This window comes from Saccharicrinis fermentans DSM 9555 = JCM 21142, from assembly GCF_000517085.1.
In the GTDB taxonomy this organism is placed as follows: domain Bacteria; phylum Bacteroidota; class Bacteroidia; order Bacteroidales; family Marinilabiliaceae; genus Saccharicrinis; species Saccharicrinis fermentans.
The window spans coordinates 2360161-2375613 of sequence record NZ_KI912107.1; the positions used below are offsets into that span (position 1 = coordinate 2360161).

The 15453-nt window shown below is 39.5% G+C and carries 13 protein-coding genes; 6 read left to right on the forward strand and 7 right to left on the reverse strand.

All coding sequences use genetic code 11. The annotated features are described in order from the left end of the window. Window positions 1–179: 179 nt before the first annotated feature. Window positions 180–3383, forward strand: coding sequence for a glycoside hydrolase family 2 TIM barrel-domain containing protein (locus CYTFE_RS25850; RefSeq protein ID WP_052343110.1), 3204 nt, complete (start codon window positions 180–182; stop codon window positions 3381–3383). Window positions 3384–3439: 56 nt separating this feature from the next. Here CYTFE_RS25850 and CYTFE_RS0109195 read toward each other — a convergent pair whose 3' ends face one another. Next, window positions 3440–4393: a TIGR01212 family radical SAM protein gene (locus CYTFE_RS0109195; RefSeq protein ID WP_027471555.1), complete on the reverse strand. Its 954-nt coding sequence runs from the start codon at window positions 4391–4393 to the stop codon at window positions 3440–3442. A 150-nt stretch (window positions 4394–4543) separates the two neighbouring features. Between CYTFE_RS0109195 and CYTFE_RS0109200 the strand changes: the two genes are divergently transcribed. The 5 genes from CYTFE_RS0109200 to CYTFE_RS28630 all read left to right on the forward strand — a co-directional run bounded on the left by CYTFE_RS0109200 (window position 4544) and on the right by CYTFE_RS28630 (window position 9895). Continuing rightward, window positions 4544–6091: a DUF4301 family protein gene (locus CYTFE_RS0109200; protein ID WP_027471556.1), complete on the forward strand. Its 1548-nt coding sequence runs from the start codon at window positions 4544–4546 to the stop codon at window positions 6089–6091. A gap of 138 nt (window positions 6092–6229) precedes the next feature. Next, on the forward strand, window positions 6230–7633 hold the full coding sequence (locus CYTFE_RS0109205; RefSeq protein ID WP_027471557.1) for a tetratricopeptide repeat protein: 1404 nt from the start codon (window positions 6230–6232) through the stop codon (window positions 7631–7633). A gap of 55 nt (window positions 7634–7688) precedes the next feature. Continuing rightward, window positions 7689–8603 carry a DUF368 domain-containing protein gene (locus tag CYTFE_RS0109210; protein ID WP_027471558.1) on the forward strand — a complete coding sequence of 305 codons (915 nt, stop codon included), beginning with the start codon at window positions 7689–7691 and terminating at the stop codon, window positions 8601–8603. Window positions 8604–8637: 34 nt separating this feature from the next. Then, window positions 8638–9384 (forward strand): shikimate dehydrogenase family protein, encoded by a 747-nt coding sequence (locus CYTFE_RS0109215; protein WP_027471559.1) that lies wholly within the window; start codon window positions 8638–8640, stop codon window positions 9382–9384. A 70-nt stretch (window positions 9385–9454) separates the two neighbouring features. Beyond that, window positions 9455–9895: a hypothetical protein gene (locus CYTFE_RS28630; protein WP_027471560.1), complete on the forward strand. Its 441-nt coding sequence runs from the start codon at window positions 9455–9457 to the stop codon at window positions 9893–9895. Window positions 9896–9927: 32 nt separating this feature from the next. Here the strand turns inward: CYTFE_RS28630 and CYTFE_RS0109225 are convergent, their stop codons facing one another. From CYTFE_RS0109225 to rpmG, 6 genes are all read right to left on the reverse strand, one after another. Then, on the reverse strand, window positions 9928–11562 hold the full coding sequence (locus CYTFE_RS0109225; RefSeq protein WP_027471561.1) for an ABC-F family ATP-binding cassette domain-containing protein: 1635 nt from the start codon (window positions 11560–11562) through the stop codon (window positions 9928–9930). A gap of 56 nt (window positions 11563–11618) precedes the next feature. Beyond that, entirely contained in the window at window positions 11619–12395 is a 777-nt protein-coding gene (truA, locus tag CYTFE_RS0109230) for a tRNA pseudouridine(38-40) synthase TruA (protein ID WP_027471562.1), read from the reverse strand. Between the two features lie 5 nt (window positions 12396–12400). After that, window positions 12401–13699 carry a 30S ribosomal protein S12 methylthiotransferase RimO gene (gene rimO / locus CYTFE_RS0109235; protein WP_027471563.1) on the reverse strand — a complete coding sequence of 433 codons (1299 nt, stop codon included), beginning with the start codon at window positions 13697–13699 and terminating at the stop codon, window positions 12401–12403. Window positions 13700–13934: 235 nt separating this feature from the next. Further along, window positions 13935–14885, reverse strand: a complete 951-nt coding sequence (ftsY, locus tag CYTFE_RS0109240) for a signal recognition particle-docking protein FtsY (RefSeq protein WP_027471564.1) — start codon at window positions 14883–14885, stop codon at window positions 13935–13937. 206 nt (window positions 14886–15091) lie between these two features. After that, the gene (locus tag CYTFE_RS29410) at window positions 15092–15244 is read right to left on the reverse strand and encodes a DUF4295 domain-containing protein (RefSeq protein ID WP_081735958.1); all 153 of its coding nucleotides are present in this window, start codon (window positions 15242–15244) and stop codon (window positions 15092–15094) included. Window positions 15245–15255: 11 nt separating this feature from the next. Then, a complete protein-coding gene (gene rpmG / locus CYTFE_RS0109250; protein ID WP_027471565.1) occupies window positions 15256–15444 on the reverse strand; it encodes a 50S ribosomal protein L33 in 189 nt (62 codons plus the stop codon). Between the last annotated feature and the right edge of the window lie 9 nt (window positions 15445–15453).

Below are 15453 nucleotides of genomic sequence, written 5' to 3' on the forward strand. Positions count from 1 at the left end.
CAAACTATAAAGGGGGGTATTTAGTAAGTTTAGAAAAGATATAATATTTATCTATTCCGATTTATTCAGGAACGCTAAAATTTAATTTTACCCCTCTATTAATTAGCATTTCTTCTTGCCTTAACTCATCCCTTCCTGTATATTCGCTGTAATTTGTAACTTTTTAGAATCTTTATTTTATGCAACTATTCAAACAAACAATATCCAGGCTCTGCATTTTCGGAATACTGAGTAGTTTTTTTATTTGTTTATCGGCACAAATTGATAAACCGCATTGGGAAAATCAATCCGTATTTGCCGTCAACAAAATGCAAGGACGTGCAACATCTTACTCTTTTTATAATTTTGAAGATGCCCTATCCGGTGACAGAAATAAAACCGACATCACTTTTTTAAACGGAGATTGGAAGTTTAAATACACTAAAAAAATAGAAGAACGCCCCAAAGATTTTTTCAAAAATAGTTTTGATGTACAACAATGGGATGATATCGAGGTTCCTTCCAACTGGGAACTAAAAGGATATGGGCAACCCACTTATGTAAACTCCAATTTTCAGGTAGACCTACAACCGCCTCATTACCCATGGGAAACCGAAGTTGGCCAATACAAAAGGACATTCCAATACAATGAAAAATGGAAAGATCGTCAGGTTATTTTGCATTTTGGAGGTGTAACCTCAGCATTTAACTGCTGGGTCAACGGCCAAAAAGTAGGCTATAGTGAAGACGCTTGCTTACCTGCCGAATTTGACATCACTGATTATGTAAAACATGGAGAAAATACTGTAGCCGTTGAAGTGTTTCGATGGACATCGGCCAGTTTTCTGGAAGATCAGGATCACTGGCGTTTAAGTGGAATTCACCGCGAAGTGATGATTTTAAGTCAACCAAAGGTTTCTATTAACGACTTTTTTGTCCGTACCAAATTTGACCAACAATACCAGAATGCCCAACTTCAAATACGACCTCGCCTCACTACCATCGACAAGGTCGATACAAAAGGTATGAGAGTGGAAGCACAACTATTGGATGCTGAGGGTAATTCTGCGAGCAAAACCATGCGTATGGATGCTGACAAAATTTTAAACGAATGGTATCCTCAACGTGACAATGTGTATTTTGCCTTGCTAGAACAAGAGATAAAGTCGCCCCACAAATGGTCGGCAGAAAATCCTTATTTATATACCCTTATCCTTACTTTAAAAGACAAAGATGGTATAGCCATTGACACCCGCTCACAAAAAGTAGGTTTCCGGGATGTAAGTATCCATGGCAACGTCATGTTGATTAATGGAAAAAAGGTAAAGCTATATGGTGTTAACCGACACGATCACGACCATATTCGTGGCAAAGCACTTACCCGCGAAGATATGGAAGAAGACATCAAACTGTTAAAACGTTACAACCTGAATGCCATTAGAACATCGCACTATCCCAACGACCCATATATTTACGATTTATGCGATCAATATGGCATTTATGTGATGGATGAGGCCAATCTGGAGACCCATGCAGTGCGTGGATTGCTGAGTAATCAACCCACATGGGCAGCGGCTTATTTAGATAGAGCTATTCGTATGGTCGAAAGAGATAAAAATCACCCCTCTATTATTTCATGGAGTTTAGGCAACGAATCCGGTAGTGGCCCCAACCATGCCGCCATGGCTGCCTGGATAAAAGATTATGATGACACCCGATTTATACATTATGAGGGTGCACAAGGAAATAAACACCATCCACATTACAAAAAAGTAGGTTCTAAAGAGTACAAAGAATACGAAAGTGTGCATGGAGCAAATCCAACAGATATGCCCTATGTGGATGTTATAAGTCGCATGTACCCAACCCTTGAGGTACTAAACCACATGGCAAATGATCCTTTTATTCAACGCCCCATAATGATGTGCGAATATGCACATGCCATGGGCAACTCATTGGGTAACATGAAGGAATATTGGGATATCATTCATACTCATGACAATATTCTTGGTGGTTTCATTTGGGATTGGATTGATCAGGGAATCCTGGAACAGGATGAAAATGGCAGACCTTACTATGCTGTTGGTGGCGATTATGGCGATAAGGTAAATGCAGGCAACTTCTGTTTGAACGGCATCATCGCTTCCGACAGAACTCCTAAACCTCAGATTGAAGAATGCAAGTATATTTATCAACCCATTACCTTTGAAGCAATTGATCTCGCCAAAGGTAAAATAAGAATCAAAAACCGACAATGGTTCAACAACACCCATAACATGGAGTTTAAATGGACATTAAGTCAGGATGGCAAAGTGATTGAACGCGGTACATTATCGGACATAATGATCAGCCCCGAAGATTTTATGGAAGTAACAGTTCCCTTTAGAACTCCCAAACTAATTATAGGAGCTGAGTATTGGTTGAGAATAAGCGCACACTCAACCCTCGATAAACAATGGGCTAAGAAAGGATACGAAATAGCAAAACAACAATTCAAACTTCCTTTTTATATTCAAGCCGATGAAAAATCGACCTCTGGTTCCCCTATCCTAAAAGAACAAAATGGTGATATCATCAAGTATCATAACAAAGCATTTTCCCTACTTATTTCTCAAAAATCAGGTTTTATCGAATCGCTCCATATGGCAGGGAAAGAAATACTATCGCAACCGTTAAAACCTAATTTCTGGCGTCCTTTAACCGACAATGATGAACGTGGATGGAAACCCCAGATACACAATAAATTCTGGAAAGATGCCTCCTCCAACCTAAAGTTAGATCAGTTTGAGATAGTCAACTCTTCCGATGAATCGATTACTATTAAATCTAACTTTCTCATTCAGGATAAAGCAGCACTTACTTTACTGTACGTTATATACAACAATGGTACAATTAAGGTAAACTATAATTTGGATGCAGATAAAAATCTGCCTGACCTCCTTAGGGTAGGTATGCAAACAGGCGTTCCTAACAAGCTTAATAACATGTCTTACTACGGCAATGGCCCATGGGAAAACTACAGTGATCGCTGCGAAGCAGCAGAGATTAATATCTACAAAGGAACAGTAAATGACTTTGTATTTGAATATGCCCAACCACAAGAATGTAGCAACCGGACAGATGTTCGTTGGTTAAAACTAACAGATACTAAGCGCAAGGGGCTGCTTATAAAAGGTGATCAACCGTTGAGCATATCGGTTTGGCCATGGACTCCTGAATCACTTGTAAAAGCACGACATACCAATGAATTACAAGAAGAAGATTACAACACCGTAAACATTGACTTAATACAAACAGGTGTAGGTGGCTGTAACACTTGGAGTGCTAAAGCAAAACCCATCAGAAAATACCAAGTTCCATCAGGAAAATATCAGTATTCGTTTGTGATAAAAGCTGCTCAATAAGTAGCATAATACAAAAAAAGCGGGTTTTGTATGAGACAAAACCCGCTTTTTTCCTATCAAGGTATAGTCCTTTGAGCAACAAACAATTTCCCTTGCCAGGTATCCCGTTCCTTTAACCGCTTTTCCACTTTTGCCACAAACTCAAAGTTTTTCAGTCCCCATTGGGGGGCAATCAACAATTCTTTGGGCGATTGACTGATAAAACGCTCCATGACGATACCCGGATTTAATATCTCAAGAAAATCCACCACCAGTTCAATATACTCATCCACTGCATAAAGATGCACATCGTTCTGATTTTTCAGATACGCTTCTCCCATAGCCGACCCTCTCACCAATTGAAGCTGGTGCAATTTCAAGTAATCCAGGGGTAAAGCTGACATCTCACGCGCGTGTCTCAATACATCATCCCGTGATTCTCCAGGTAAACCTAAAATCAGGTGTGCACCAACATTGATTCCGGCATGAGCGGTTTTCATAATAGCCTCCTGTCCCGATTCATAGTTGTGTCCTCTATTGATCTTCAGCAGCGTGGTATTCAAGGTTGATTCGATGCCATACTCCACGGTGACATGATAATTTTTATTTAACTCAGCCAAATAGTCCAGCAACTCATCACTGATACAATCCGGACGTGTACCTATAACAATCCCTATAACCTGAGGATGCTCTAGAGCCTCCCGGTACCGTTCTTTCAACACGTCTAAATGTGCATAAGTATTACTATAAGCTTGAAAATATGCCAAATAACGTTGTGTTTTATACTTATGAGCAAAAACCGCAATTCCCGTATCTATTTGTTGAGTGATACTGTTTCCTTCACCGCAATAGGCTGGATTAAAAGTTGAATTATTACAGAAAGTACACCCCCCTGTTCCCTTTGAACCATCGCGGTTAGGGCAGGAAAAACCTGCATCCACCGATACCTTTTGAACCCGTCCGTTAAAAGTCTTTTTTATATAGGAGCTATAATCATTAAACCTTCTGGCATGTCCCCACAAATATTCCATCTCACTATTTTATAAACGCTTAAAAAAATAAAATACAAATGTATAAAAAATGCCCACAGGAAATACCTAATAAAAACAACATATAAAATCACTTTTTTCTATAGAAAGAGGAATTGTTTCTTATATTTAAACATCTAAAACTAAAAAACAATGATAAAACAAAACGACCGAACGCTTTTAAAAAGTAAGAATATCACTGAAGAGAAAGTGAAAGAACAACTTTCTCAATTCAAAATTGGTTTCCCATTCATGGATATTAAAGCGCCTGCTTCTACCACCAACGGCATACTATCCCTGGATGAAGAACAAAAACTAATGTTTACCGACCAATTTAGAAACGGTATTGACAATGGCTACACCGTCCTCAAGTTTGTGCCCGCCTCGGGAGCGGCCACTCGTATGTTTAAAGATCTGTTCGCATTTATCAATGCCGACAAAGACAAGCAGGCGCAAGAAAAAAAAGAAGGCCCCATCAAAGACTTTCTAACCCATATTCAACATTTTGCATTTTCAAAAGAACTGGAACAAATCTGCGATATGGATTTCAGCAACGAACAAGCCGTTTTTGACAATGGTGTCCATATCATAAAAAAACTATTACTACCCGAAGGTCTCAACTATGGTAAATATCCCAAAGGTGTATTAAAATTTCATCTTGATGGAGAAGAAGCAATTACTCCCATCGAAGAACACTTATGCGAAGGTGCCACCTATGGTCAGGATGCCCAGGGCAATGTAAATATCCACTTTACGGTCTCCGGTGATCATCAGCCTCTGTTTGAGGAAATCGTTCATAAAAAGCTACCTCGTTACGAAGCCAAATACGGGGTCACCTTTAACGTCAGCTACTCAACACAAAAAGAATATACCGACACCATAGCTGTTAACACGGATAACACACCATTTCGCACAGACAATGATCAACTATTATTTCGTCCCGGAGGCCACGGTGCATTGATCGAAAACCTGAACGATTTAAATGCCGACATCATCTTTATCAAGAACATAGACAATGTTATTCCAGCCTACCGCCTAAGAGATACCATCCAATACAAAGAGGCCTTGGCCGGCGTATTGTATTTTTATCAACAAAAAATATTTGCATATCTCCGAGAACTCGACAACAATCAGGACGACAACGACCTCGTGAACGAGATCATTGATTTTATGCAGGTCGAACTATTTATTTCATTACCTGAGATGATAGACAATTACTCCGATGCCGAAAAACGTCTCTATGTACAATCAAAATTAAATCGCCCCATAAGAGTCTGCGGCATGGTCAAGAACGAAGGAGAACCCGGCGGCGGTCCTTTTTGGGGTATCGGTATCAATGGCGAAACATCGCTCCAAATTGTGGAAGGCTCACAAATAGACATGAACGATCCTCAGAAAAGAAAAATAGTTCAGCAGAGTACCCACTTTAACCCAGTGGATCTGATCTGCGGTACAAAAAATTATCAGGGAGAAAAATTTAACCTTTTAGAATATGTGGATCCCAACACCGGATTTATCTCCGAGAAATCCATCAATGGTAAAAAACTAAAAGCCTTAGAGTTACCGGGACTTTGGAATGGCGGCATGTCTGACTGGACGACCATATTTGTAGAAGTTCCCATAAGCACTTTTAATCCGGTTAAAACAGTGAACGACTTATTAAGAATTCAACACCAACCCGAAACTACCCAAAGCCACTGACGTCTTTTGGTTAAGATTTCATAAAAATACAGAGGGCATTGTTAATAAGTTATCAACAATGCCTTTTTTAGTGTCTCAGCTTATTGTAATTAGACAAAAATATGGTATTTTTGAAGGGTATAAAATAGTATTATATATATGCAAGAATACTCTCACGCAAATCAAGATGGGACAAGAGAGGCGGTTGAAAAGTTTGAGGAGATGATTCACCACAACAAGGAATCCTATTTTGACGTGTTTCAAATTGAATCCATTTTTGATTATTACAACGAAGAAAATATGTTGGATAAGGCTGAGTCCGCCATTAAATTGGGACTACGCCAGCATCCGGACTCAACATCACTCCTCTTAAAACATAGCACCTTACTTATCGAACAAAATGCGCACGAGGATGCATTGGAGATATTGGAATATATACGAGAAGTAGAGAATAGTAATGCAGAGATATTCCTGAATTTGGGTATTGTATACACCCGGATGGGAGAAAGAAAAAAAGCCATTGCTGATTATACCAAAGCACTTAAATTGGTTAGCGAAGAGGAATTGGACGAATTTGTTTTTGAAATTGGCTTTAACCTAAACCAAGAAGGTTTTTATAAGGACTCGCGTAACTTACTTAAAAACCTCCACCCCCGCTTTCCCAACAACGAAAACATTCTTTTTGAGATGGCCTATGCCCATGATAAACTGGAAGAAGTAGAGGAAGGGATTGAGGTATACAATAAATTACTAAATATAAATCCGTATCTGGAAAATGCGTGGTATAATCTGGGTATACTCTACAACAAACAAGAGAAATACACTGAAGCCATTGAAGCATATAATATTACCATTGCAATCTCACCTAACCTGTCCGAAGCCTATTACAATAAAGCCAACAGTCTGGCACAAATAGGAGAGTACAGCCAGGCCATCGAGTGCTACGCCGAGTATATGTCATTTAGCTACCCCATGGCACTCACCTATTTCTATATGGGCGATTGCTGGGAAAACCTGAACAATTATGGTTTAGCATCACGCTTTTACAAAATAGCTGTGGACATAGACCCGGAACATACTGAAGCGCTTCAAGCACTAGGTAGAACAGCATATCGCACACAAGACTATGAGACCAGCATCTTTGCATTTGACAAAGCTTTAATGCTCGATCCCGACTCATCTGACCTATGGCTCTCCCTGGGCAAGACCTATAAAAAGATGAAAAAGCCCGCCGAAGCAAAAAGATGCTTAAAACGTGCACTGATTAACCAGCACGAAGACACTTCCAGCTGGATTGAAATGTATCAGTTTCTTGATGAAAATGAAAAAGATTTTGATCCAATACCCTTCTTAAAACGCTTGCTAAGTAAAGATCAAACCAATGGTGCATTACACTATTTGGCTGCCATTGTTTACAACAAAAACAATAACCATGCAGATGCTTTACAACACTTGGTCATTGCTCGTCAACTATTACCTGACGATCTGGAAATAGTGCTAAACGAATATCCTGCCTTGGTTTCCATGCCAAAAATTGCAGAATACATCAATACGCATCGCTAATAAAAAAACAGAACCAGCATTTATTTGTTTTTCCTCACATATAACTATACAAACAATGAATTCTAAGTCCTTTTTCCAAAATGTACTGAAAGGAATGGCCATGGGTGCAGCAAACGTTATACCAGGCGTATCCGGTGGAACAATAGCATTAATAACCGGCGTATTCGAAAGATTAATCGATGCCATCAAATCTTTCGATTTAAAAGCACTCAACCTTCTTTTAAAAGGAAAATTCACGCAGCTATTTGAACATATTGACTTTTGGTTCCTATTTTCATTATTCGCTGGCATCGGCGTGGCAATCGTAAGCCTGGCTCAACTATTTAAATATCTATTTATTGAATACCCGGTTTATATTTGGGCTTTCTTTTTTGGACTGGTATTGGCCAGCATATATTATGTTGGCAAAACAGTCAGCAAATGGAACATTTCCAGTATCCTAACTTTTATAATCGGAACATCCATTGCTGTAGTTATCAGTGTACTCACCCCAGCTTCAGAAAACAGCTCTTTACTTTACCTTTTTATTTGCGGAATTGTAGCCATTTGCAGCATGATCATTCCCGGACTATCAGGTTCATTTGTATTGATTCTGATGGGCAATTACCAGCTTATAATGATAAATGCGGTAAGTGAATTAAATTTAAAGGTATTATTACCTGTAGCAGCAGGTGCAGGACTGGGATTAGTCGGGTTTTCTCATTTTTTATCGTGGTTACTCAAAAAATTCCACGACCAAACCATTGCTATGCTCACAGGTTTTATAATGGGCTCATTAGGAATCTTATGGCCTTGGAAAGAAATCATCACTGAAACCTTTGGTGAAAAAGTAAAAACAACAGGTTACGATTGGCACTTACCTGCTATGGATACGGCTTTTTTTATTGCTGTCGTTTTTATTATCTTAGGGATAGCAGCCATATGGCTAACTGAGTCCTTAGGTTCCAAAGTGACCGAGAAAAAAAACTAACAATATTATTGAACCGCTGAATTGAATACGGATTATGAAAACATTTGGGTTGATAGGGTATCCATTATCACAGTCTTTCTCACAAAGTCATTTTACGGAGAAATTTAAACAAGAAAATATAGAAGCCAGATACTTAAACTTTCCGATTACATCCATAGACGAATTCCCTGGTCTGATTAATCATCATCCATATATGGGCGGTCTGAATGTAACGATTCCTTACAAAGAGAAAGTGATTCAATACCTGGATGAACTGGATCCCATTGCCAAAGAAGCGGGAGCCGTAAATGTGATCAAATTCGACTGGAGCAAGCCCCATAAACCTATTCTAAAAGGCTACAATTCAGATATTATAGGATTTTCAAAATCCATTCAACCCTTTATAAAAGCACACCACAAAGGGGCACTTATTCTAGGTACTGGAGGAGCTGCCAAGGCTGTGGGTTTCGCCTTAAAAAAGATGGGACTGACCTACAAGCTTGTCTCCAGAACACCTAAGAACGACGACCAAATAGCTTATGGCAATTTGAATGAAAAAACGATGAAGGATCACCAAGTTATTATCAATACTACACCCCTGGGGATGTATGGAGACATGGATGCCAAACCCACAATTCCATACCAATTTTGTGGGCCAGATCATTTGTTTTTCGACCTGATTTACAATCCAGAAATAACAGCTTTTTTAAAGGCAGGCCAAAAACAAGGAGCCGCCATTAAAAATGGATTAGAAATGCTGCACCTTCAGGCTGAAGCAGCCTGGGAGATATGGAATCAATAAACATCACTAATCCACCAAACCATTCGTTTCAGAAGAATAATTACCTCTGCATACATAGCAAAAATTACCAATGGAAGAACTCACTAAATATTTGGCCGTATATTTTACCGGGCTATTAGGTATTTGGAAAGGGATACCTGTAGGAATTGCCATGGGCATCACACCATTTTATACCGCCACCCTTACCTCTTTGGATGCCATATCCTCAGCCCTCATTGTATCTTTTGCTGGTGAACCTTTCCGCAGGTGGCTCATGAAAAAATACGGTACCAAAAACATGGTGCACAAACAAAAGAAATTTAATCGTTGGTTACAAAAATATGGTATCTCCGGACTCGGACTAATAGCCACTGGCCTGATAGGCCCCCTCATCTCCCTACTCATTGGAATGCTGTTACTAAAAGATACGCGCAAATTCTTATTTTACCTTTTATTGGGCATCACACTCTGGAGCTTTGGAATCACCTACTTAGCTGCACCTATTGTGAATTGGATTAAAGTGATGATGTGATTCTTCGGATCCAACAACTATCCTTCTCCACCTTATTTTCTTTCCAACTCTGTGAGATGCGCCATTTTTTTCGTACTTAAAAAACTCTTGATATCTCCCAAATGTGCCTTTACACGCTTATTTCCAAACTCATACACCTTATCCACTAGTCCATCCAGAAAATCACGATCGTGGGAGACCAATATTAAAGTACCATCAAAGGCTTTCAATGCATCCTTCAGCACATCTTTTGTTTTCATATCCAAATGATTGGTAGGCTCATCTAATATAAGCAAGTTGACAGGCTCCAGCAGCAGTTTAATCATCGCCAACCTTGTCCGTTCACCACCAGACAACACCTTCACTTTTTTTGTAGACTGCTCCCCACCAAACATAAAAGCGCCTAACAAATCTTTGATTTTATTACGAATATCTCCCCGGGCTACATCATCTATAGTTTGAAACACAGTTAGATTCTCATCCAACAATGATGCCTGATTTTGGGCAAAATAACCAATCTGAGTATTATGCCCTAAGTTAAGCTCCCCATCATAATCAATTTGCTTCATAATGGCTTTAATCAAGGTAGACTTACCCTCTCCGTTTCGTCCAACGAAGGCTATTTTCTCACCCCTTTCCACGGTAAATGAAGCATTGGCAAACACCAAATAATCACCATAACACTTACTAACTTCATTGGCAATCAAGGGATAATTACCCGACCTAGGGGCTGGAGGAAATTTCAAACGTAATGAAGAATGATCCTCCTCATCTACTTCCACCCTTTCCAACTTCTCCAACATTTTAACCCTACTTTGAACTTGCAAAGTTTTAGAATAGGTACCTTTAAAACGCTCAATAAAAGCCTCATTATCGGCTATCATTTTTTGCTGTTCCTCAAATGCCTTCAACTGATGTACCCTCCGCTCCTGTCTTAATACCAGATATTTTGAATAGTTGACTTTATAATCATATATCCGCCCCATGGTAACTTCAATGGTACGCGTAGTTATATTATCAACAAAGGCTCTATCATGCGAAATTATCACCACGGCTTTTCCGCAGTGAATCAGAAAATCCTCCAACCATCCAATAGAATCAATATCAAGGTGATTGGTTGGCTCATCCAACAATATCAGATGTGGTTTTCTTAGTAATATTTTAGCCAGCTCAATACGCATTCTCCATCCTCCACTAAATTCGCTGGTAGGCCGATTAAAATCCTCACGTTCAAAACCCAAGCCTAACAAAACCTTCTCTACTTCCGCATCAAAATTGGTTTCCTCAATAGAATAAAACTTATCACTCAAGGTCGACACCTCCTCTATCAATGCATAATAACTATCTGACTCATAGTCAGTACGCACCTCCAACTGTTGATTTAGTTCAGCTATCTGTTTTTCCATTGTCATGATCTCCGAGAAAGCTTGCGATGCCTCCTCAAAAACACTACGTGTATCTTCCGTCATTAAATGCTGAGGAAGATAAGCCACCACCTTGTCCTTAGGCACAGAAACACGTCCTTTATTGGCTTCGCGCACGCCAGCAAGAATCTTCAACAAAGTCGATTTACCGCCCCCATTCTTTCCCATTAGGGCTATCCTATCTTTCTCGTTAATAACAAAGGAAATATTCTTAAAAAGGGTAGTAGCACCAAACTCCACCGTTAAGCCATCAATTGAGATCATTATCAGATTTTATTTTTGCGCTGCAAAGATAAAAATATAGCCAACAGAAAAAAGTATTATAAACAACAAACACGTTGATGTTTGGGAATAAACAATGCTTCGGGGTAATCCACCCCAACCAAATAAAGTCCATGGGCTGGCGCCGATGTTCCTGCCAGTCCTCTATCCTTTGCTTCAATGATCTCACAAAACCTTTGCAGACTAATCTTTTCCTGCCCAACCTCTAACAAAGTTCCTACAATAGCACGCACCATATTCCGTAAAAAACGGTCAGCACTAATCGCAAACACCCATCGATCACTCTTCTGCTCCCAAATAGCTTTTGTAATTTTACAGTTATTGGTTTTTACATCGGTATGCAACTTACTAAAGCTTGTAAAGTCAGTATAATCCAACAGGACCTGAGCTGCCTCATTCATTTTCGAAAAATCAATTCCTTTGTCCAAATAGTAAGCAGACTCCTGTAAAAAAGGATTCTTTTGTGTCACCAAGTGATATTCATAGCTACGGTTTATGGCTGAGAAACGACTATGCGTTTGCTCATCCACCTGCGTCATGGAATAAACCGCAATATCCCTAGGCAAAAAACGATTGAGCTTATAACAAAACTGTTCCGTACCTAAGGGCAACTTTTCGCTCTCAAAATGAGCCACAAAATAAGATGCGTGCACGCCTGTATCAGTGCGACCACACCCCACTATATTTATTTCCTGGCCAAGCATTTTACCTACACAGGTATTCAATACCTCTTGCACCGTAATGGCATTGGGCTGTATCTGCCAGCCATGATAGTTTTTACCCCTATAAGCCAGCTCCATAAAAAATCTTGCCATACAATTTAATCCTTGGATAATTCACCAAAAAGGTCATAGGATTCTGCACCGGTAATCTTGACCTTATAAAACGTTCCCACTTCAGCCTTGTTCCCTTCAATGGGAATTAATACTTCCGGATCAACCTCCGGCGAGTCAAACTCAGTTCTTCCCACATAATAATCATCCTCCTTGCGATCGATAATCACCTTCATTGTATTACCTACTTTAGCCTCATTGATTTCACGGCTAATTTGTTCCTGAGCTTCCATGATGGCATCAGCTCTTTCCTGCTTCAATTCCTGTGGGACATCATCCTTATAGTTACGATAAGCATGCGTATCCTCCTCATGAGAATAAGGAAATACCCCCAGACGTTCAAAGCGCATCTCCTTCACGAATGCCAACATCTCCTTGAAATCCTGTTCTGTTTCACCAGGATGTCCTGTGATCATCGTTGTTCTTAAATGAATCCCCGGAACATCTTTTCGCATACGCTCTATCAACTTATAGGTTTCTGCTTTAGACACATTACGGCGCATAATCTGCAACATATGATCACTCACATGCTGCAAGGCTATATCTAAATAATTACACACATTAGGATGCTCGTTCATCACCTTTAGCAAATTATAAGGAAAGCCAGCTGGATAAGCATAATGAAGCCTTACCCAATCAATCCCGTCCACATCAGCCACCTGATGCACCAATTCAGCCAAACGCATTTGCTTATAAATATCCAGACCATAAAACGACAAATCCTGCGCAATGACCTGTAACTCTTTAACACCCTGTGCAGCCAATCCTTCGGCCTCTTGTATCAATTGCTCCATGGGTTTAGAACGATGCTTACCAGTGATCAGCGGAATAGCACAATAAGAACAAGAACGATTACACCCTTCTGATATTTTAAAATAAGCATAATGTCCCGGTGTGGTCAGACTGCGCTCATTGATCAGATCAGCCCGATAGGTTTGTCCCAAGTCTTCCACAATCTGCTTCCAATCGAACTTACCATAAATAGCATCAACTTCAGGTAGTTCTTCCTTAAGTTGTTGAGAGTATCGTTCCGAGAGACAGCCCATCACAAAGAGCTTTTTAACCTTTCCTCTTTTTTTGGCTTCCACAAAATTCAAGATTGTCTCAATGGACTCCTCTTTGGCATCTCCAATAAAACCGCAGGTATTAATGATAGCAATATCCCCCTTTGGTGACGGCGAATCATGTGCAACAGAGAATCCTCCTGCTTCAAACTGTTTAATTAAGGATTCTGAATCCACTAAATTCTTCGAGCATCCCAAGGTAACAACATCAATCTTTTTCATACTTTCTATAAACTATCAAATTAAAGAGAAAAGATTACACGAATCATACTTCCCATACACTATTCCTTCGCCAATTAGCGAGGTAAAATTACAGAATAAACCACATCTAGCTCTGAATACCCTACTTTTTTTTCAGCGCATCATAATTATTCAAAGACACTCAGTAATTTTTCAGCTAAAAAACAAAAGGCCACCTTCATAACAGGTAGCCCAACATATGGTTCTAAATAAAGCGCTAATTAAATAGAGAATCCACAAACTCTGTGCGATTAAACACTTGTAAATCATCAATGCCCTCTCCAATCCCAATATACTTAACCGGGATATGAAATTGATCAGACACACCAATTACCACGCCTCCCTTGGCTGTTCCATCCAGTTTAGTAATAACCAAGGCATTCACTTCTGTAGCCTTGGTAAATTCTTTGGCTTGTTCAAAAGCATTTTGACCAGTAGACCCGTCCAACACCAAGATAATTTCATTGGGAGTATCAGGCACTACCTTTTGCATTACCTTTTTCACCTTTGTGAGTTCATTCATCAGGTTCACCTTATTATGAAGTCGTCCTGCCGTATCAATAATCACCACGTCAGCCCCTTGTTTTTTTGCCGACGCCAAAGTATCAAAAGCCACTGATGCAGGATCAGATCCCATGTTTTGACGAATTAGCGGAACATCAACTCTATCGGCCCACACCTGAAGTTGCTCAATAGCTGCGGCTCTAAAAGTATCGGCAGCTCCCAACACCACCTTTTTACCAGCCGACTTAAACTTATGCGCTAATTTACCGATGGTAGTTGTTTTACCCACACCATTCACTCCAACAACCATTATCACATAAGGAAATTCGCTTTTGGGAAGTTCAAAATCACCTTCGCCATCCACCTGATTTTCAGATAATAGCTCTACAATCTCCTCCTTAAGAATTTTATTTAATTCGGAAGTACTCAAAAACTTGTCTTTGGCCACCCGTTCTTCAATACGTTCAATAATCTTCAATGTGGTATCCACACCCACATCCGAAGATATCAGAACCTCCTCCAGCTCGTCCAAAACAACATCGTCCACTTTTGAGCGCCCCGCAACGGCACGCGTAAGTTTCTTAAATACACTCTCTTTGGTTTTAGCTAAACCTTTATCGAGACTTTCTTTTTTCTCTTTTGTAAAACTTCCGAATAATCCCATTTCTTATTTTCTAAAATAGACAACTACTATATGTTCTATGGGAAGAATGGTTACCCACCACTTTTACAATGAACAACCGTAGCATTGTAAAATGAACAAGTTAAAAGTAAAAAAAATATGCATACATAACTGCATATACACAAAAAAGCTTCCTTTTTTAAATAAAGGAAGCTCTTTTGATAAAAATGTCTTCTGCCTGGGCAAAATTATTTTTTGAAAAAATCTTTTACTTCTTCATTGGTTACTATCTCTTCTCTAAAAGAGTAAGCACCGGTTTTAGGCGACTTAACCATTTTAATCACTTTAGTGTGACCTTTACCGCCTCCTTTTTGTAATGTTGCTACTGCTTTCTTAGCCATGATACAAAGATTTATTTAATTTCTCTATGTATAGTATAACGCTTCAATATAGGGTTATACTTTTTCAATTCAACTCTATCCGGAGTGTTTTTTCTGTTCTTAACAGTGATGTAACGACTGGTTCCAGCCATTCCACTCTCCTTATGCTCAGTACACTCAAGTATTACCTGAATGCGATTTCCTTTTGATTTCTTAGCCATTTCTTAATC

Coding starts and splice junctions, on each gene's coding strand:
- CYTFE_RS25850 (WP_052343110.1), top strand. CDS start 180: ATGCAACTATTCAAACAAACAATATCCAGGCTCTGCATTTTCGGAATA.
- CYTFE_RS0109195 (WP_027471555.1), bottom strand. CDS start 4,393: ATGGAATATTTGTGGGGACATGCCAGAAGGTTTAATGATTATAGCTCC.
- CYTFE_RS0109200 (WP_027471556.1), top strand. CDS start 4,544: ATGATAAAACAAAACGACCGAACGCTTTTAAAAAGTAAGAATATCACT.
- CYTFE_RS0109205 (WP_027471557.1), top strand. CDS start 6,230: ATGCAAGAATACTCTCACGCAAATCAAGATGGGACAAGAGAGGCGGTT.
- CYTFE_RS0109210 (WP_027471558.1), top strand. CDS start 7,689: ATGAATTCTAAGTCCTTTTTCCAAAATGTACTGAAAGGAATGGCCATG.
- CYTFE_RS0109215 (WP_027471559.1), top strand. CDS start 8,638: ATGAAAACATTTGGGTTGATAGGGTATCCATTATCACAGTCTTTCTCA.
- CYTFE_RS28630 (WP_027471560.1), top strand. CDS start 9,455: ATGGAAGAACTCACTAAATATTTGGCCGTATATTTTACCGGGCTATTA.
- CYTFE_RS0109225 (WP_027471561.1), bottom strand. CDS start 11,562: ATGATCTCAATTGATGGCTTAACGGTGGAGTTTGGTGCTACTACCCTT.
- truA (WP_027471562.1), bottom strand. CDS start 12,395: ATGGCAAGATTTTTTATGGAGCTGGCTTATAGGGGTAAAAACTATCAT.
- rimO (WP_027471563.1), bottom strand. CDS start 13,699: ATGAAAAAGATTGATGTTGTTACCTTGGGATGCTCGAAGAATTTAGTG.
- ftsY (WP_027471564.1), bottom strand. CDS start 14,885: ATGGGATTATTCGGAAGTTTTACAAAAGAGAAAAAAGAAAGTCTCGAT.
- CYTFE_RS29410 (WP_081735958.1), bottom strand. CDS start 15,244: ATGGCTAAGAAAGCAGTAGCAACATTACAAAAAGGAGGCGGTAAAGGT.
- rpmG (WP_027471565.1), bottom strand. CDS start 15,444: ATGGCTAAGAAATCAAAAGGAAATCGCATTCAGGTAATACTTGAGTGT.